Origin of the sequence: Pseudescherichia sp. AS216, assembly GCF_037152055.1 — a bacterium.
Classification (GTDB): Bacteria; Pseudomonadota; Gammaproteobacteria; order Enterobacterales; family Enterobacteriaceae; genus Pseudescherichia.
In genome coordinates, this window is sequence record NZ_JBBCMV010000002.1 from 474,687 (window position 1) to 492,822 (window position 18,136).

Sequence of the window (18,136 nt, forward strand, 5' to 3'; positions counted from 1 at the left end):
AACGCCCGGTGGCGCTACGCTTACCGGGCCTACAGGTTTCGCAGGCCCGTCCAGCACAGCGCGCCGGGCGAGAACAAACTTACTCTTTGTCGCCCAGCAGTACGGACTCCAGCGCGATCTTAATCATATCGTTGAAGGTCGTCTGACGTTCGGCAGCGGTAGTCTGCTCGTGAGTACGAATATGGTCGGAGACGGTGCAGATAGTCAGCGCTTTCGCACCGAACTCTGCCGCTACGCCGTAGATCCCTGCCGCTTCCATCTCCACGCCGAGAATGCCATATTTTTCCATGACGTCGAACATGGTCGGATCCGGCGTATAGAAGAGATCGGCAGAGAAGATGTTGCCGACGCGGGCGTCAACGCCCAGCGCTTTAGCCGCGTCTACCGCGTTGCGCACCATGTCAAAGTCGGCAATCGCCGCAAAGTCATGATCCTTAAAGCGCAGACGGTTCACCTTAGAGTCGGTGCAGGCACCCATGCCGATCACCACGTCACGCAGCTTAACGTCAGCGCGTACCGCGCCGCAGGAGCCTACGCGGATGATCTTTTTCACGCCAAAATCGGTGATCAGCTCTTTGGTATAGATAGAGCAGGACGGAATACCCATCCCGTGACCCATCACCGAGATTTTACGGCCTTTGTAGGTGCCGGTGTAGCCCAGCATCCCGCGCACGTTGTTTACTTCGCGCACGTCTTCAAAGAAGGTTTCCGCGATATGTTTGGCACGCAGCGGATCGCCCGGCATCAGCACAACGTCAGCAAAATCGCCCATCTCGGCGTTAATGTGTGGGGTAGCCATTTTCATTCCTTTTTTTACATTTTTGCACCGGATGGCGGCTACGCCTTATCCGGCCTACAAGATACGTACGCCCGGCAAGCGCAGCGCCGCCGGGCAAAAGCATTACAGCATATTTTTGCCATATTCCATTGGCGACGTACCGAAATACGATGCCAGCGTCTGGCCGATATCCGCGAAGGTGTCACGGTGGCCCAGCGAGCCAGGCTTGACGTTCGGGCCGTAGATCAGCACCGGGATATGCTCGCGGGTGTGGTCCGTACCGGTCCAGGTCGGGTCGCAGCCGTGGTCGGCGGTGAAGATAATGATGTCTCCCTCTTCCACCAGCGCTAACAGCTCCGGCAGGCGACGGTCGAACAGCTCAAGGCCGCCCGCGTAGCCTGATACATCCCGGCGATGCCCCCAGGAGGAGTCGAAGTCAACGAAGTTGGTAAACACGATGGTGTTATCCCCTGCTTCCTTCATCTCTTTCACGGTGGCGTCAAACAGCGCGTCCAGGCCGGTAGCTTTCACTTTTTTAGTGATACCGACGTGGGCATAGATATCGGCGATTTTGCCTACCGATACCACCTGGCCATCTTTCTCTTCTACCAGCTTCTGCAGAACGGTCGGAGCCGGCGGCTCTACCGCCAGATCGTGACGGTTACCGGTACGCTGGAAGTGACCTGCTTTGTCGCCAACAAACGGACGCGCAATCACGCGGCCGATGTTGTAGCCGCCTTCGGTCAGCTCTTCACGGGCAATTTCGCACAGCTCGTAGAGTTTATCCAGGCCATAGGTCTCTTCATGGCAGGCGATCTGGAACACCGAGTCCGCAGAGGTGTAGAAAATCGGCTTGCCGGTTTTCATATGCTCTTCACCGAGCTGATCCAGAATCACCGTCCCGGAGGAGTGGCAGTTGCCCAGATAGCCCGGCAGCCCGGCGCGCTCTACCAGCTTGTCGAGCAGCTCCTGTGGGAAGCTGTTCTCGGTGTCGGAAAAGTAGCCCCAGTCAAAGAGAACCGGCACGCCGGCAATCTCCCAGTGGCCCGACGGCGTATCTTTCCCGGAAGAGAGCTCATGCGCCCAGGCGTAAGCGCCAGCGATCTCTGCGTTACCGTCCATCCCCGCAGGAATAGTGCCGGTTGAGCCTTCATGCGCCTTCGCCAGGCCCAGACGGGTTAAATTAGGCAGGTTCAGCGGGCCCTGACGGCCGGTGTTAGCTTCGCCTTTGGCACAGGCTTCGGCAATATGGCCGAGCGTATCAGAGCCTGCATCACCAAAACGGTCCGCATCTTCGGTAGCGCCGATGCCGAAAGAGTCCAGCACCATAATAAATGCACGTTTCATATTTTCTCCGTACTAGTGCTTCAAATTAAGTCGATCAGATCAGTATACAGCTATTCAGTAATACGACGATAGACGGTTGGCGTGGTTTCGGGAGCTTGATCGTCTAACGTGACGGCGGACTTCACGGCTTTCGCCGCTTCCTGCCAGCTGGCCTCGTCTTTGGCGTGGATCACCGCCAGCGGTCGCTGGCCGTCAATGCTATCTCCCAGACGCGCCATATCGGTAAAGCCGACGCTATAGTCGATGCTGTCAGAAGCCTGGCGACGACCGCCGCCCATCGACACCACCGCCATGCCCAGCGCACGGGTATCCATCGCCGAGACAAACCCTTCGGTATCGGCGTAGACCGCCTTGCTGAGGGTCGCCGTCGGCAGGTATTTTGCGTAGTTTTCTACGAAGTCAGCGGGGCCTTTTTGCGCAGCCACCATCCGGCCAAAGATCTCTGCCGCTTTGCCGTTGTCCAGCACCGCCTGCAGCTGCTGGCGGGCATCGGCGTCGTCGCGGGCAAGCTTGCCGGAGATCAGCATCTCCACGCACAGCGCCATGGTGACGTCGAGCAGGCGCGGGTTGCGGTATTCACCGGTCAGGAACTGCACCGCCTCGCGCACTTCCACCGCGTTACCGGCGCTGGAGGCCAGGACCTGGTTCATATCGGTCAGCAGAGCCGTAGTACGTACGCCTGCGCCGTTGGCAACGCCAACGATGGCTTCGGCCAGTGCTTCAGACAGTTCATAGGTCGGCATAAACGCCCCACTGCCCACTTTCACATCCATTACCAGCGCATCCAGCCCTTCCGCCAGCTTTTTCGCCAGAATAGAGGCGGTGATCAGCGGAATAGAGTCAACCGTGGCGGTAATATCGCGGGTGGCGTAAAAGCGCTTGTCCGCCGGGGCAAGGGAGCTGGTCTGGCCGATAATCGCGACGCCGACGTCCTTAATAATCTCCCGGAAGCGGCTATCGCTTGGGAAGATGTCAAAGCCGGGGATGGCTTCCAGCTTGTCGAGGGTGCCGCCGGTGTGTCCCAGACCGCGTCCGGAGATCATTGGCACGTAGCCGCCACAGGCTGCCACCATCGGGCCGAGCATCAGGGAGGTTACATCGCCCACGCCGCCGGTAGAGTGCTTATCGACAATCGGGCCGTTCAGGCTGAGGCTTTTCCAGTCCAGCACCGTACCCGAGTCGCGCATCGCCATGGTCAGAGAGACGCGCTCCGGCATTGTCATGTCATGGAAAAAGATGGTCATCGCCAGCGCGGCGATCTGACCTTCTGAAATGGTGTTATCACGAATGCCGTTGATAAAAAAGCGGATCTCTTCGTCGCTGAGGGCGTGGCCATCGCGTTTTTTTCGAATGATTTCTTGAGCGAGAAACAAGGTAACCCCCTTGATGAGCTGGCGCGGAGGCCATCAGCATATGCCCGATGGCGCTCCGCTTATCGGGCCTACGAGGAGACCCAACGGTATTGATTAATAGCTGCTTGCGCTTTTGCCGTCGCCGTGGCCGAGGGCCTTCAGCAGGCTCGCCAGCAGGCTGGACGCGCCAAAGCGGTAGTGGCGTGAGTCAGCCCACTCTGCGCCGAACAGCTGGTCGGCAATGGCCAGGAACTGCGCGGCGTCTTCCGCCGTACGCACGCCGCCCGCCGGTTTAAAGCCCACGGTTTTCTCTACGCCCAGGTCGCGAATGGTTTCCAGCATAATGCGCGCGCTCTCCGGGGTAGCGTTTACCGGCACCTTACCGGTGGAGGTTTTAATAAAGTCCGCGCCTGCTTTGATAGCGATTTCGGAAGCTTTACGGATCAGGGCCTCCTCTTTCAGCTCGCCGGTTTCGATAATAACCTTCAGCAGCACGTTGGCTTCTGCACAGGCGGCTTTACAGGCCTGAACCAGATCGAAACCGATCTGCTCGTTGCCGGCGATCAGCGCCCGATACGGGAACACTACGTCCACTTCGTCCGCGCCGTAGGCAATGGCCGCGCGCGTCTCTGCCAGGGCGATCTCAACATCGTCATTGCCGTGCGGGAAGTTCGTCACCGTGGCAATGCGGATCTCCGGCGTACCCTGCTCTTTCAGCGTCTTACGCGCAATCGGAATAAAACGCGGGTAGATGCAGATGGCGGCGGTGTTACCTACCGGGGTTTTCGCCTGATGGCACAGGGCGATGACTTTCGCATCGGTGTCATCATCGTTCAGGGTGGTCAAATCCATCAGTTGCAATGCGCGCAGGCTGCTTGCAGTTAAATCAGTCATAACACTCTCCAGAAGCTGAAGACGGCGTTTGCCGGTTCATTGTTTAACCGGGCGGGTCTGTTACTATTCTAACATCCTCCCGCCACGACACTTCGATGCACATCACATTTAATGAAAACTTCATGCAAGGTTGCACAATATCAATGTGAGATACGTCACTGTTTAAGCCGTTCATTGCGGCAATATCCGGAACGGCTGGCATGTTAGAATTCTAACATAACAGCGCCGTTAAACGCGACATATCGGCGTAATATCGCTCCAGGCGGGAGAGAAATGATAAAATTTTCACATAAACGCTTGATGCGTATTATCAAGAAGCGTAGCAGCTATCTCGTCAGGGGATTCCGGACGCAGCTCACAGAGTGTGCTAAAGACGCGGGCGGCCTGCTCGGGGCGGTTGGGGTGCCCCTGGAAACCGTTGAGCGGCATATCCGGCGCATCGGTCTCCAGCAGTAGAGAGGAGAGCGGCAGGCGAGCGATAACGTCGCGGGTTTTACTCGCCCGCGGATAGGTGATCGTGCCCCCGACGCCAATTCGGTAGCCCATCTCAACAAAGCGCTGGGCCTGTTGCAGGCTACCCGCAAAGCCGTGTACGACGCCGGTACGCGGCAAGCTATGACGCTTGAGGTGCATCGCCAGCTTGTCATGGGTGCGTCGGGAGTGAAGGATCACCGGCAGATCGTACTGCTTTGCCAGCCGCAGCTGCGCATCAAGGATCTGCTCCTGCTTATCAAACTGCGGATCTTGCCGATAGAGATCCAGCCCAATCTCGCCTATCGCCACCAGCCGGGTAGGCCGGGCGGCCAGCTGCTCGGCCAGTCTGTCAATGCAGGCTGGCGTATGGTTTTCTATCACGATCGGATGGAGTCCCAGCGCGGCATAGACGGCGTCAAATCGCTCTGCCAGCGCCAGCACGCGGGAAAAATTTGCCGCTTCGGTGGCGGGCACGATAATCGCCTCAACGCCCGCTGCTCTGGCCTGAGCCAGGCTCTGCGCCTCCTCGCCGGTAAAGGGCGGAAAGTCAAAGTGACAGTGGGTATCGATAAAGCGTTGCGTCATGCCGAATTCTCGTTGCTAAAGGTCGTATCGTTGGCCTGCGGCGCGTCGACCAGCGTAGTGGTCAGCGCATCGTTTGCCACTACCGCAGGCGGCACCACTACCGTCGCCGGGGTAATAATTCTTGGCGCATGGCGCAGCAGCGGCGGCTCGTCTACCAGCAGCTTGCCAACGGTGGCGAGGAAGTAACGACCGCACAGCCGCCCCATCTTGTAATCATCACGCAGCGCGGGCAGGCGACTGCCGAGGGCCATGCTCTTTAGCAGGCGCGGCGGATAGATCTCAAAGATCCGCAGCTTGCCGGGGGGCTTCTCAATAAACTGCTGGATCGCATGATAGCTGTTCTCATGGTGGTGAACCAGGTTCACGAAAGGCTGCAAGCTGCCCTCGCCCAGCCAGCGCTCCATGCGCTTGAACCACTGCGGTGTGTAGTACATCTGCGACGGCACGGTGCGGATCACCACGATGGTTTTCGCCCCCCGCTTTGCTGCCTCCTGCACCGGAATAGCGTCGCTGATACCGCCGTCGAGATAGTTAATTCCGTCCAGCATCACGCCGCTGCGGTAAAAGCCGGGGATAGCGCTGGTGGCGCGGATCAGATCCATCCAGGTTTGACTGGTCGGCGAGAAGTAGCCTGGGGTGTAGTCATCGCCGCGGCAGGCGCACATATAGAACATCTTGCCGACGTCAAACAGGCGGGCAGCGGTATCCATCGCCAGCGGCATATCTCTGGCCGTAGACTCCACCAGCCAGTCGAGATCGATCAGGTTGCCGCCGCGCACAAAGCGCACCGGATTGAAGAATTCACGGGAAGTGGTGTAGCGCATGATGACCTTGCGCGCGTAACCGGGCTGATTACAGAGGTAGGCCGAGATATTTTGTGCTCCGGCAGAGGTGCCGAAGAAGAGTTCAAAGGGATTGAATTTCGCGCGCATGAATTCGTCCAGCACGCCGGCAGTAAAAATGCCTCGTTGACCGCCGCCTTCACACACTAAGGCGAGCCGTCCCGGGCGAAAGGATCTCAACGCCAGCGGCGCTATATTGCCGAGCGTAACGGGAATTCGCTGCCCCACCCTGCCTTCCTTTCATTGTTTTAATTATTAATAGCTTATCCTAATTTCCTGCGTTCTAAAACCGTGAAAGCCAGTCACAAGGACTGGCTTTACGATTAGCGGGAATTCACGGCTCGCTATGGACGCCGACGTCCCATGAACAGGCTGACCAGGAACAGAATGATCCCGACAACAAAAACAATTTTTGCTGCACCTGCTGCCGTACCGGCCAGGCCACCAAAGCCCAGAGCAGCGGCGATTAACGCGATAACCAGAAATATAATGCCCCAACGAAACATAAGATTCTCCTTTCCTTTACCATAGTTAACTTTACCGCTGTTAGTGAGCGCTCAGGCTACTCACCGGCGATACTTACTCGGTGTGATGCTCACGTCCCCCGTTACAACGCGGGGGATCGCATTCTGAGATTACTTGTTAACTTTAAGATCGTTTTTCACACTTTTCACACCATCGACCGCTTTGGAGATGCTCTCCGCACGTTCGATTTGTGCCTGGGAATCAACCGTACCGGACAGCTGGACCACACCATCGGTGGTTTCAACTTTCACTTTACGTGCCGGAACGATGTCATCAGCTAACAGCTTAGCTTTAATTTCGCTGGTGGTCGCAGTATCACCTGCATAGCCCTTCACAGAAGAGTCTTTGCCATCGCGTACGTGCAGCTTATCGCTAACGGACTTGACGCCCTCAACCTGTTTAGTAACTTTTACCGCTTCTTCAGCCTGCGCCTGGCTCTCAACGAAACCGCTCAGGGTGACAACAGCTTTGTCAGTCTTGACGGAGATGTCGGTGCTCTTAATGCTGTCGTGATCGACCAGAGCTGCTTTAACTTTGGCGGTGATCGCGCTGTCGTCCATGAAGTTACCGACTTTATTCATAGAGCTATCGATTTTTTCACCTGCGCTGTGCGCCGAAGATTGCGCTTTGTCAGTTGCGCTGGTTTCTGCCATGGCAGAACCGCTTGCAACAACAGAACCTAATACAACAGCCAGCAGGGTTTTAGAAATCTTCAGTCTTGTCATAGTCATCGATCTATTCCTTTCAGTTTGCCCACGTTTTGGGCTTTGAGCAGCCATCAAGGCCACTTTGCTGCTAAGGTGAGTAACACCCTGTCGTACAGCGATTAATCATGTGACTAAAAAAGAGTGTGGGATGAAACGCTTTTATTCACGCATTGAACAGTGCATTCATCCACACGTCTGGTAATCACTTTGTTAAATATAGCCAACAATTTAAAAAGCGCTTGGGAGAGAAGATAAAAAACAGGCGATAAAAGCAAAAAGCGGGCTATTTAAGAACATTCCGCAAGGGACTAATAAGACAGGGAAAGTGACAGAGCACGGCGGCTGCCGTGCTCTGGAGAAGAGAGGAGATTAGTGTTCGCGCGTTTTACGGAACTGAACGTCAGGGTAACGCTCCTGCGTCAGGTTCAGGTTGACCATGGTCGGCGCGATGTAGGTCAGGTTATCCCCGCCGTCCAGCGCCAGCTGGACCTCGTTTTTACGTTTGAACTCTTCGAATTTCTTCACGTCGCTGCACTCTACCCAGCGGGCGGTCGCCACGTTAACCGATTCGTAGATCGCTTCCACGTTGTATTCGCTCTTCAGGCGCGCAACTACCACGTCGAACTGCAGCACCCCAACCGCGCCAACGATCAGATCGTTATTGGCAATCGGACGGAACACCTGCACTGCGCCCTCTTCCGAGAGCTGAACCAGCCCTTTGAGCAGCTGCTTCTGCTTCAGCGGATCGCGCAGGCGGATGCGGCGGAACAGCTCAGGGGCAAAGTTCGGGATACCGGTGAACTTCATCATTTCGCCCTGGGTGAAGGTGTCGCCGATCTGGATCGTACCGTGGTTGTGCAGGCCGATGATATCTCCCGGATACGCCTCTTCAACGTGCGAACGGTCGCCCGCCATAAAGGTCAGCGCGTCGGAAATCACCACATCCTTACCGATACGCACCTGGCGCAGCTTCATGCCCTTTTCATATTTCCCGGAAACGACGCGCAGGAACGCCACGCGGTCACGGTGTTTCGGATCCATGTTGGCCTGAATTTTAAAGACGAAGCCAGAGAACTTCTCCTCTTTAGCTTCCACTTCGCGGGTATCGGTTTTACGCGGCATCGGCGTGGGTGCCCACTCGACCAGACCGTCCAGCATGTGGTCAACGCCGAAGTTACCCAGCGCGGTACCAAAGAACACCGGGGTAATTTCACCGGCGAGGAAGAGCTCTTTGTCGAACTCGTGAGACGCGCCCTTCACCAGCTCCAGCTCATCACGCAGCTGTGCGGCCAGCTCTTCACCTACCGCAACGTCGAGATCCGGGTTATCCAGGCCCTTAACAATACGGACCTCCTGGATGGTGTGCCCTTTACCGGTCTGGTAAAGGTAGGTTTCATCTTTATAGAGATGGTAAACGCCTTTAAACAGCTTGCCGCAGCCAATCGGCCAGGTAATCGGTGCGCAGGCAATCTTCAGCTCGCTCTCTACCTCGTCCATCACTTCCATCGGGTCGCGGATGTCGCGGTCGAGCTTGTTCATAAAGGTCAGGATCGGCGTATCGCGCAGACGGGTCACTTCCATCAGCTTGCGGGTACGATCCTCAACCCCTTTCGCGGCGTCGATAACCATCAGGCAGCAGTCCACCGCCGTCAGGGTACGGTAGGTATCTTCAGAGAAGTCTTCGTGCCCCGGGGTGTCCAGCAGGTTCACCAGGCAGTCGTGATACGGGAACTGCATCACGGAGGTGGTAATGGAGATACCACGCTGCTTTTCCATCTCCATCCAGTCGGATTTTGCGTGCTGGCTCGAACCACGGCCTTTTACCGTACCGGCGGTCTGGATCGCCTGTCCGAACAGCAGCACCTTTTCAGTGATGGTGGTTTTACCGGCGTCCGGGTGAGAGATAATGGCAAAAGTACGGCGCTTGGCCACCTCTTGCAGATAAGGAGACAACGTCATAATCAAATCTTCTTATATAAACGCGGCACCAGGCCGCGCATCATGAAACAGGAAAATGCGGCTATTTTACCCAGCAATGGGAGGCAGGCAATCAATGTTTACACAGGAGTTGCTCCAGTTCGCTCAGCGAGGTCACGGTCCAGGTCGGGTTGATCCCCTCCGGCAGCGTGCGGTTGTGCGCATTGAGCCAGCAGGTGGCTAATCCGGCATTCATGCCACCCAGAATATCGGACTCGGCGGTATCGCCCACCATCAGCACGCGGGAACGCGCGGGATTGCCCGCCTGCTCCAGGGCGTAGTCAAAGATGCGCGGGTGCGGCTTCGCCACGCCAACCTGCTCGGAGATGACAATCAGGTCAAAATGGTCGCGCAGGCCGGTGCGCTCGAGGCGAATTTGCTGTAGCGCGGTAAAGCCGTTGGTAATAATGCCCATCTTGCACTTGCCCTGCAGGGCGTTCAGCAGCGAGACCGCTCCCGGCAGCGGGGCGCAAATTTCGGCCATCGCGTTAATAAAGGCGCTGTTAAGATCGCCTGGCAGCACGCTGAGGCGGTCTGCCCAGCTCTGGAAACGCTGATGCTGAAGCTGCAAAGAGGTGATAGCGCCGTTCTGGTAATCCACCCACAGCGGCTTATTGACGGCCTGGTAGTCCTGAAAATCTTCAGCGGTAAAGGTCACGCTGTAGTCGAGAAACATCCGCTGTAGTCCGCTGAATGAGTCGAAGGTAAACAGCGTTTCGTCGGCGTCAAAGAAGATCCAGTCCCAGTTCATTACATTACCTTTTTGATTAAAGCGGCAAAGCCATAATTACGGCGTCTTCGCGCCCGTCAGCGGTTGGATAGTAGTTGCGGCGAATTGTCGCCTCGTTAAAGCCCAGGCTTTCATAGAGGGCAATAGCCGCGCTGTTTGAGGCCCGCACCTCCAGCCACAGCGTCAGTACGTCACGCTTCTCCAGCTCGCTAATAAGATGCTCAAGCAGCGCACGCCCCAGCCCCCGGCGCTGAAACGCGGGATCGACCGCGATATTAAACAGCGTGGCTTCGTCAAGAACGACCTGGGTAATGGCAAACGCCGCCAGCGTCTCGTCAACCGTCAGGCCCAGGTTCAGGTAACGTTCACCCTGATTACTGGCGAAGGTCTTTTCGCTCCACGGAAAAGCATGGGCGCGTTGCTCAATGGCAAAAGCGTGCGTGAGGTCAGCCGTGCTGAGGGAAGAAATCGTGTTCATACTCGCAGATTTGTCGCCATAGGTCGGCTCGTGCCGCCGGGTTTGCCCGCAGTTCATCGAGCGCGGGAGAGTGGACGCGGGCGCCTTCCAGCGTCAGCGCCTCGTGAGTACCCAGCAGCCAGCTGTTACAGCGGCTCTCCGGGGGCAGCATCGCCACGCGGTCGGGCGTCAGCTGCAGCACCTGATCCGGGGTTATCGTCAGCGCCCGCAGAATATCACCCACCAGCGGCTCGCTGAGCGCCGGAAGCGTGTTTGCCACCATCACCAGACGGATATGCGCGGGCAGTGACACAGCGACTTCGCCCTGCAACGCCGTAGGCAGGCGCAAAGACCACTGGGTAATGCCCAGCTGCTGTAGCTGCCAGTCGCGTCGGGAAATCATAGCGGGTCACTCCTGTAAGTCAGGCGCGCAAATATAGCAAATTCGTCGTATCTGCGCCAACAAACAACTATAATCCAGCGCTGAGTTTATTAAGGAGCTGTTTCATGTCTGCTTTAACCCCGGCAAGTGAAGTCTTGCTGCGTCACAGTGATGATTTCGAAGAGAGCCGCGTTCTGTTTGCCGGAGATATGCAGGACGATCTGCCCGCGCGTCTGGATACCGCTGAGAGCCGCGCCCATACCCAACAGTTCCACCACTGGCAGGTGCTGAGCCGCCAGCTGGGCGACAACGCCCGCTTTAGCCTTGTGGCAGAGCAGGCCGACGTGGGCGACAGCGATACGCTGATCTACTACTGGCCGAAGAACAAGCCGGAAGCCCAGTTCCAGCTGATGAACATTCTCTCCCTGCTGCCGCTGGGCACCGATATTTTTGTGGTCGGCGAGAACCGCAGCGGCGTGCGCAGCGCCGAGCAGATGCTGGCGGAGTACTGTCCGCTGAACAAGGTCGACAGCGCGCGCCGCTGCGGCCTGTACCATGGCCGTCTGGAGAAGCAGCCTGCGTTTGATGCCGCCGCGTTTGGTGGTAGTTATACGCTGGACGATCTGACTATCCACACGCTGCCGGGCGTGTTCAGCCGTGATGGTCTGGACAGCGGTAGCCAACTGCTGCTCTCTACCCTGACGCCGCACACCAAAGGCAAGGTGCTGGATATCGGCTGCGGCGCGGGCGTGCTCTCTGCGGTGCTGGCTAGCCACTCACCAAAGGTCCGCCTGACGCTCTGTGACGTCAGCGCACCGGCGGTGGAAGCCAGCCGTGCAACGCTTGCAGCCAACGGCTTTGAAGGCGAGGTCTTTGCCAGCAACGTCTTCTCTGAGGTGACCGGACGTTACGATATGATCATCTCTAACCCGCCGTTCCACGATGGTTTGCAGACCAGCCTGGAGGCAGCGCAGACGCTGATCCGCGGCGCGGTACGCCATCTGAACAGCGGCGGCGAGCTGCGGATTGTGGCCAACGCCTTCCTGCCCTATCCCCAGGTGCTGGATGAGACCTTTGGCTTCCACGAAGTGCTGGCCCAGACCGGGCGGTTTAAGGTTTACCGTACGGTAATGACCCGCCAGGCGAAGCGTTAAACATCTGAACGCCGGGCGAACCGGCGTTTTTTGCATCAGTTGCCCTCACCCCCATAATTAACTGTTGACGAACGGTATAAAACATCTAGAATGCGCCTCCGTGGTTACGATACTTTAAAAGTATCGATGGTCTGCGAAGGTGGCGGAATTGGTAGACGCGCTAGCTTCAGGTGTTAGTGTCCTTACGGATGTGGGGGTTCGAGTCCCCCCCCTCGCACCATAAATCACGATTGATATTGCTCGCACTGGGCGAAGGTGGCGGAATTGGTAGACGCGCTAGCTTCAGGTGTTAGTGTCCTTAGGATGTGGGGGTTCGAGTCCCCCCCCTCGCACCAACGAGGCGATATCAAACAGTAAAAAAGTAAGATAGCTGTGCGAAGGTGGCGGAATTGGTAGACGCGCTAGCTTCAGGTGTTAGTGTCCTTTGGATGTGGGGGTTCGAGTCCCCCCCCTCGCACCACTTATCTTGCTCTCCCCCAATACGCTCTCCCGGTTTTACTCGCTTCCTCTGCTTTTCCAACGTCATCATTACCCGCACCCGCACGATACCCAACGGCAACTACGGCCGAAAATAGCCTGCTCCATTCGCTTTCTGTCACCTGGTCGACCAGTGCAGTAATTTTCTACATCTGTTAATGACAGACATTCATGAAGGTGATAAATTGTGCGCCTCGGAAAATACATAATAATTTATTACTCTTTTCGCGAATTTTTATTCACGCGTTATTTCTCATTTTGCCAACCATAACTTTTCATATATTGCAGATAAATAACGACATTACACATGACAGCACAATCCTGGCATAACCTCTGTAACAAGAAATATCAATTATCGCTGCGGTTATTCTTGTTTCTCAATGCCGTTTCGGCCCTCTTCTCATACCTGCTGCCGCTGAGCAGCGCCAGGGGCGTGACGCTGCCGCTCGGGCTGCTCTTCACCGCCAGCGTTGCGCTGCTGCTTTGGCATAGATGGCAATCTGAGAAGAAAATAAATATTCCGCTCATTTCGATCTTATTTGGCACTCTGTGGGCGTGGCACGTTAGCGTGAAATATTCAGCTATCGGTCACCAGGATCCGGCTTATCTTTTAATTGCGTTATTAAGCGTATTATTCATTGGGACTATCGCTTTCTCTAACAATATCAGCGCGTTTATCTTGCACTCCCTGCCGGTCAGCCTGACCTGCCTCTGGCTTAGCGACGGTAACGCCTGGCTAAGAGTGCTCTACTGCCTCGCCCTGCCGGTAGTCGGCATCACCATCCAGCATGTGATTCAGCGGCGTAATGAAAGCTTTGCCCAGGATCTGATGTACAGGCTGCTGGATGAGCGCAAGACGCTGAACGATTTAAGCATGCTCGATCCGCTGACCGGCCTCTATAACCGCCGCGGCCTGCAAAATAAGCTCGATAACCTGCTCGCCCATGATGACGGCAGGCAGTTCGTGCTGCTGCTGGATATCGACCACTTCAAGGCTTACAACGATCACTACGGCCATATGATGGGTGACCAGGCGCTGATCCGCGTTTCTGCTGCCATCCGTGATGCCGTGCGCTCCCGGGATATCGTGGCCCGCTTCGGTGGCGAGGAGTTTATGATCCTGCTGAGTAACGTCGATCTGGAGCACGCCCGAACTACCGCCGAGCGCATTCGCCAGCAGGTTTTCGATCTTAAAATCCCGCATATGTTTAATGAGAGCGTGGCAACCAACGTCACGGTTAGCATCGGTATCGCCCCTCTGCTGGACGAAGATATTGAGGACGCGCTGGGCAAAGCGGATAAGGCGCTGTACGAAGCGAAGCATTTAGGCCGCAACTCTATTCTGGTCAGCGGTGAGCTGCAGATGGCATAAACGCAAACAGACCCGCGTTTAGTGACAAAAATGTTGCGCTTGCGCTTGCCTGTGGTTAGGATTGGCAATCATTATCATTTAGATTCCGGTCTAACCTCCTATGGCGCAACGTTCCGAACTGCTGGCAAACGATCTGATTTGGCGAACCCCGCTGTACAGCGCTGCGCCAACGCTTGCCAGTGCCTTACGCGAAACAATGTCCAGCCAGCGTCCGCATATGCTGGAGGTTATCCGTCTCGACGAGCCGCCGCCGCATCAGGCGATGACCCTGGCACAGTGGCAGCGCCCCGCCGCGCTGCGCACGCTGCTGGCCGACTACGGCGATCATATCTACCGCAACCAGCCGAATCAGCCTCGCGAAGGGAAACCGCTCCTCTCGCTGTGGGCGCAGTGGTATCTGGGCCTGCTGGTTCCGCCGCTGATGCTGGCCCTGCTGGCGCACGACACTGCGCTGGATGTCTCCCCCGAACATTTCCACGTGGAATTCCATGAAACGGGCCGCGCGGCCTGCTTCTGGGCCGACGTGCATGCCGATCGCTACACCACGCTGCTAGACGATCGGGGTCGCATTGAGAAACTCATTGTCTCGGCGATGCTGCCGGTCGTGCAGGCCCTGGAAGCCACCGGCGAGATCAACGGCAAGCTTATCTGGAGCAATACCGGTTATCTTATCAACTGGTATCTGAATGAGATGAAGCCGCTGCTCGGCGATGCCAGAGTGAGCGCCCTGCGCCAGCTCTGCTTTTTCGACAAAACGCTGGCGAGCGGCATGGATAACCCCCTCTGGCGCACCGTTGTGCTGCGTGAAGGCGTGCTGACGCGTCGTACCTGCTGTCAGCGCTACCGCCTGCCGGATGTCCAGCAGTGCGGCGACTGTACGCTTAAATAACCTCTACGCAACCTGCTGGCTCTCACCCTCTGCGCGCTGTGACTCCTGCGCCTCCTGCTCCAGAAGCTGCTTCTCGTACACTTTAAAGAACGGGAAGTAGATCACGGCGGAGACCACGGCCAACAGCACCACAAGGATGGCCGCCCGGTAGTCCCAGCCCAGCGCCCACGCAGCCCCAATCGGTGCCGGTGCGGTCCAGGGTACAACGGCAATGACCCGCCCAATCAGATCCATTTTCATTGCGCCCCAGGCAATCACCGAGTTAACCAGCGGTGCGAGCAGGAAGGGGATAAAAAAGACCGGATTCATGACGATAGGCGTGCCGAAGATAACGGGCTCGTTGATGTTAAAGAAACTGGGGACAATGCTGAGCCGCCCAATCGAGCGCAGGTGTACGGAGCGGCTACGCAGATAGCAGATCACTAGCCCCATTGTCGCTCCGGAGCCCCCGACCACAATAAAGAACGTCCAGAACGCCTCCATAAAGATGTGCGGCAGCGGTGCGCCTTGCGCCAGGGCAGTCTGGTTCATCCCCAGGTTGGTTAACCAAAACATCTGCAGCATGCCGGAGACGATAGCCGCCCCGTGAATGCCCGCGAACCACAGCAGGTGGCCAATCAACACCGCCAGCAGGATGGCAGGCAGCGAGTCAGCGGCGGCCACCAGGGGTTTAAACAGCGCCATAATCGCCTGTGGGATCAGCACCGAGAACTCTGACTGGATAAACAGGCTCAGCGGGTAGAGCGTTAGCACCACCACTAATACCGGGATCAGCAGATCGAACGAGTTTTTGATCATCGGCGGAACCTGGTCCGGCAGGCGGATACCGATGTTGTGCGCTTTTAAAAAGCGCATCAGCTCCACACAGTAGATGGCGACCAGGATAGCGGTAAAGATCCCGGTGCCGCCGAGGCTATGCACCGGCAAGGCACTGTCGGTTTTTGGCGCTGCTACCAGCAAGAACGCCATCAGCGAGAGCATGGCGCACATGAAGGGGTCGAGCTGGTGAGACTTCACGTAGTGCTTGCCGAGGTTGTAAGCGATGGCGGCACAGATGTAGATCGACATGATCCCCATGGTCATATCGAACGGGGTGAGGATCCGCCCCTCATACTGCTTGGCCAGATCGAGCCAACCGCGCGCGAAGCCCCAGGTGGTATCCGGTGAAAACGGGGGATAGGCAAAAATAAGCAGGAAGGATCCGACAATCATAAAGGGCATTGCCGAGATAAAACCATCACGAATTGCCATCACATGACGCTGAGCAGAGATGCGTCCGGCGATGGGGCTGACATAATTTTCAACAAAACGGAAGATCAGGTTAAACGCAGCGTGGTTGGCAGACATTTTGGCTCTCCGGTCAGGCGAAATATGGAATGGCAAAATGAGTATCAGTCTCCGATCTGTACTGTGCAACCGGTTACTGTAACCGGTTTCCGTGATTGTGAAGAGGATCGATAATCGGCCTGCCACCCTGTGTATAACCAGGATTTACCTCACAGTTAGGCCGTTATCCGCCGTTGAGGTGCGTCGGGCTCATTCAGCGTTTTTCGCATATGTATAAGAATGTCCGCAGCATAGAGCAGCTCTGCATCGTTACGTACGCCCAATTTCGCCATAAGAGTAAGCTTATAGGCACGAATGGTTTTAATATTCCGTCTGAAGTAGCGGGCAATATCCACAATTGAGTAGCCCTGCGTGGTACAGAAAACAATATCGCGCTCGGTCTGGGTCAGCACCTGATCGTAGCTGTAATACCAGAGGTTGAGCACGTTATCGTCCTGCTGATGGTTCTCGTTGAGCCACGTCCACAGCTGCCGCCGCACCAGCTCCAACGGCATGGTTTTACTGAGAATACCGTGCAGTGCTGTAGGCGAAAAATCACTTATCAGACGCTTCTCCATCTGATTCCCAGCCAGAACAATACGCTGCCGGTCGGGGTAATTTTTCTCCATATGGTTTAGCGCTCTGAGACAGGTTAACCTCTCTGTTCTGATCCCCGATAGTGAATAGATAAGTGAAATGCAGGGAGCCCATACCATCGCACTAAGGAACGTCGCATAATCTTTAAAAAAGTGAAAGTGGAAATGCGCTGCTGCTGGAAATAGCTGGCTTAGTCCAGCCTCGCTTATGGCACATCGCTCAATAATGGCAACGTGTTTGCTTTTCCCATCTGTTTCCATTGTCCATCATCTCCATAGCTTGTATTTAAATTTAATACATTTGCACCCTGACTACTGTTAATCCATGCAAATAGCTCTGCATTGCTCCGCAAACAGAGACGGCGCATGGCACTATTTTTCTGTGCGCTAACCGTTTTATTACTCTTTTTCAGCATGGCGGCAATCTGATTAATACCCCATCCTTTACCAAGAAGTCGTAATACCTGTCGTTCTGAATAGGTTAAAGATACTGCGGGTGTGTTTTCATCAGCGAGGTCGCCATCATGAGGAGATAAAAGTACTTCGCTAATTTCTCCTGCGCGTCGGCTACCGCTGCGAATAGCATTAATAATACCTTCGAGGGGTTCCATACTGGAAAGCAGCGTGCTCTCCGATCGTAACAGCTGCTCTACTGCCATAGGGTAAACCTGCAAGGGAACCATAAAAAACCAATGCGTTTCAGTAATATGCAGCATCATCGCGGCGTATTCCCTGCAGGCGCTGCGCGCCTTATGCAGATCGTTGGTAAGATCGACAAACACAACGCTTGCGCGCTGGAGCAGGGAGAATGTCACCTCCTGCCGGGCTGAGCAGCAGACAACTTCATACTCAGAAAAGGCATCGTCCATAATGGCAACGAAACCACGCTGTATTAGTGGCGCCTTGCTTACGATCACTGCACACCTATATTTTTCGGGTAACATACCACCTCCGCTTCCATTCAAAAACCAGGATTTATTTATTCGCCCATCGAAATAACAATCATGAATAAATCGATGAGCGAATGAATCGTCTGTACAGCGTTAGTACTGTAGGTAACGCACAGGATTAAGATTACTTATAACCTTTTTATCGTGTCGACTGGCGTCAGTCATCAGAGGGAAAATTCTTCTACCCCTACCCTAATATTGCACATCTTTACTGAAAAAAATAATGGCTGACACGTTAAAAAAGTACAATATAGAGTAAGCAAATTTAAATATATAGATAATATGAATATTAATCTGGCTTTGTCCGCCTCAGTAGCAGACG

The 18,136-nt window shown here is 55.7% G+C and carries 18 protein-coding genes and 3 tRNA genes; 6 read left to right on the top strand and 15 right to left on the bottom strand.

Translation table 11 applies throughout. The features are described 5' to 3' along the window. Positions 1 to 79: 79 nt before the first annotated feature. The 12 genes from deoD to WFN61_RS07865 all read right to left on the bottom strand — a co-directional run bounded on the left by deoD (position 80) and on the right by WFN61_RS07865 (position 11,071). Complete coding sequence (deoD, locus tag WFN61_RS07810) at positions 80 to 799, bottom strand: purine-nucleoside phosphorylase (RefSeq protein WP_144816295.1); 720 nt, start codon at positions 797 to 799, stop codon at positions 80 to 82. A 102-nt stretch (positions 800 to 901) separates the two neighbouring features. Continuing rightward, positions 902 to 2,125, bottom strand: a complete 1,224-nt coding sequence (deoB, locus tag WFN61_RS07815; protein ID WP_144816297.1) for a phosphopentomutase — start codon at positions 2,123 to 2,125, stop codon at positions 902 to 904. Between the two features lie 50 nt (positions 2,126 to 2,175). After that, positions 2,176 to 3,498: a thymidine phosphorylase gene (gene deoA, locus WFN61_RS07820; RefSeq protein WP_337038466.1), complete on the bottom strand. Its 1,323-nt coding sequence runs from the start codon at positions 3,496 to 3,498 to the stop codon at positions 2,176 to 2,178. Positions 3,499 to 3,591: 93 nt separating this feature from the next. Then, positions 3,592 to 4,371: a deoxyribose-phosphate aldolase gene (gene deoC / locus WFN61_RS07825; RefSeq protein ID WP_154058596.1), complete on the bottom strand. Its 780-nt coding sequence runs from the start codon at positions 4,369 to 4,371 to the stop codon at positions 3,592 to 3,594. Positions 4,372 to 4,656: 285 nt separating this feature from the next. After that, positions 4,657 to 5,430 (bottom strand): TatD family hydrolase, encoded by a 774-nt coding sequence (locus tag WFN61_RS07830; protein WP_312174703.1) that lies wholly within the window; start codon positions 5,428 to 5,430, stop codon positions 4,657 to 4,659. Beyond that, entirely contained in the window at positions 5,427 to 6,500 is a 1,074-nt protein-coding gene (locus WFN61_RS07835; RefSeq protein ID WP_337038467.1) for a patatin-like phospholipase family protein, read from the bottom strand. Before WFN61_RS07835 ends, WFN61_RS07830 begins: the two co-directional genes overlap by 4 nt. 116 nt (positions 6,501 to 6,616) lie before the next feature. After that, positions 6,617 to 6,778 (bottom strand): DUF1328 domain-containing protein, encoded by a 162-nt coding sequence (locus tag WFN61_RS07840; protein ID WP_002437547.1) that lies wholly within the window; start codon positions 6,776 to 6,778, stop codon positions 6,617 to 6,619. A 129-nt stretch (positions 6,779 to 6,907) separates the two neighbouring features. After that, positions 6,908 to 7,528: a molecular chaperone OsmY gene (gene osmY / locus WFN61_RS07845; RefSeq protein WP_042388246.1), complete on the bottom strand. Its 621-nt coding sequence runs from the start codon at positions 7,526 to 7,528 to the stop codon at positions 6,908 to 6,910. Positions 7,529 to 7,873: 345 nt separating this feature from the next. Then, positions 7,874 to 9,463: a peptide chain release factor 3 gene (prfC, locus tag WFN61_RS07850; RefSeq protein ID WP_257758526.1), complete on the bottom strand. Its 1,590-nt coding sequence runs from the start codon at positions 9,461 to 9,463 to the stop codon at positions 7,874 to 7,876. A gap of 91 nt (positions 9,464 to 9,554) precedes the next feature. Then, entirely contained in the window at positions 9,555 to 10,232 is a 678-nt protein-coding gene (gene yjjG / locus WFN61_RS07855) for a pyrimidine 5'-nucleotidase (protein ID WP_144816312.1), read from the bottom strand. Between the two features lie 16 nt (positions 10,233 to 10,248). Then, on the bottom strand, positions 10,249 to 10,689 hold the full coding sequence (gene rimI / locus WFN61_RS07860) for a ribosomal protein S18-alanine N-acetyltransferase (RefSeq protein WP_222888864.1): 441 nt from the start codon (positions 10,687 to 10,689) through the stop codon (positions 10,249 to 10,251). Continuing rightward, the gene (locus WFN61_RS07865; protein ID WP_144816317.1) at positions 10,658 to 11,071 is read right to left on the bottom strand and encodes a DNA polymerase III subunit psi; all 414 of its coding nucleotides are present in this window, start codon (positions 11,069 to 11,071) and stop codon (positions 10,658 to 10,660) included. The genes rimI and WFN61_RS07865 overlap by 32 nt, the downstream gene beginning before the upstream one ends. Positions 11,072 to 11,175: 104 nt before the next feature. Between WFN61_RS07865 and rsmC the strand changes: the two genes are divergently transcribed. The 6 genes from rsmC (at position 11,176) to fhuF (ending at position 14,942) form a co-directional block, all read left to right on the top strand. Then, the gene (gene rsmC, locus WFN61_RS07870) at positions 11,176 to 12,204 is read left to right on the top strand and encodes a 16S rRNA (guanine(1207)-N(2))-methyltransferase RsmC (RefSeq protein ID WP_042388257.1); all 1,029 of its coding nucleotides are present in this window, start codon (positions 11,176 to 11,178) and stop codon (positions 12,202 to 12,204) included. Between the two features lie 133 nt (positions 12,205 to 12,337). Continuing rightward, a tRNA-Leu gene (locus WFN61_RS07875) sits at positions 12,338 to 12,424 on the top strand. Positions 12,425 to 12,453: 29 nt separating this feature from the next. After that, positions 12,454 to 12,539 (top strand) — tRNA-Leu (locus tag WFN61_RS07880). A gap of 39 nt (positions 12,540 to 12,578) precedes the next feature. Then, positions 12,579 to 12,664, top strand: a tRNA-Leu gene (locus tag WFN61_RS07885). 324 nt (positions 12,665 to 12,988) lie between these two features. Beyond that, the gene (locus WFN61_RS07890) at positions 12,989 to 14,053 is read left to right on the top strand and encodes a GGDEF domain-containing protein (RefSeq protein WP_144816319.1); all 1,065 of its coding nucleotides are present in this window, start codon (positions 12,989 to 12,991) and stop codon (positions 14,051 to 14,053) included. A gap of 100 nt (positions 14,054 to 14,153) precedes the next feature. Continuing rightward, the gene (fhuF, locus tag WFN61_RS07895) at positions 14,154 to 14,942 is read left to right on the top strand and encodes a siderophore-iron reductase FhuF (RefSeq protein ID WP_337038469.1); all 789 of its coding nucleotides are present in this window, start codon (positions 14,154 to 14,156) and stop codon (positions 14,940 to 14,942) included. A gap of 3 nt (positions 14,943 to 14,945) precedes the next feature. Here fhuF and WFN61_RS07900 read toward each other — a convergent pair whose 3' ends face one another. The 3 genes from WFN61_RS07900 to WFN61_RS07910 form a co-directional block, all read right to left on the bottom strand. Next, a complete protein-coding gene (locus WFN61_RS07900) occupies positions 14,946 to 16,289 on the bottom strand; it encodes a PTS sugar transporter subunit IIC (RefSeq protein ID WP_042388263.1) in 1,344 nt (447 codons plus the stop codon). A gap of 155 nt (positions 16,290 to 16,444) precedes the next feature. Next, entirely contained in the window at positions 16,445 to 17,125 is a 681-nt protein-coding gene (gene bglJ, locus WFN61_RS07905; protein ID WP_257758528.1) for a DNA-binding transcriptional activator BglJ, read from the bottom strand. Continuing rightward, positions 17,071 to 17,808: a helix-turn-helix domain-containing protein gene (locus WFN61_RS07910; protein WP_337038472.1), complete on the bottom strand. Its 738-nt coding sequence runs from the start codon at positions 17,806 to 17,808 to the stop codon at positions 17,071 to 17,073. Before WFN61_RS07910 ends, bglJ begins: the two co-directional genes overlap by 55 nt. Positions 17,809 to 18,136 lie beyond the last annotated feature (328 nt).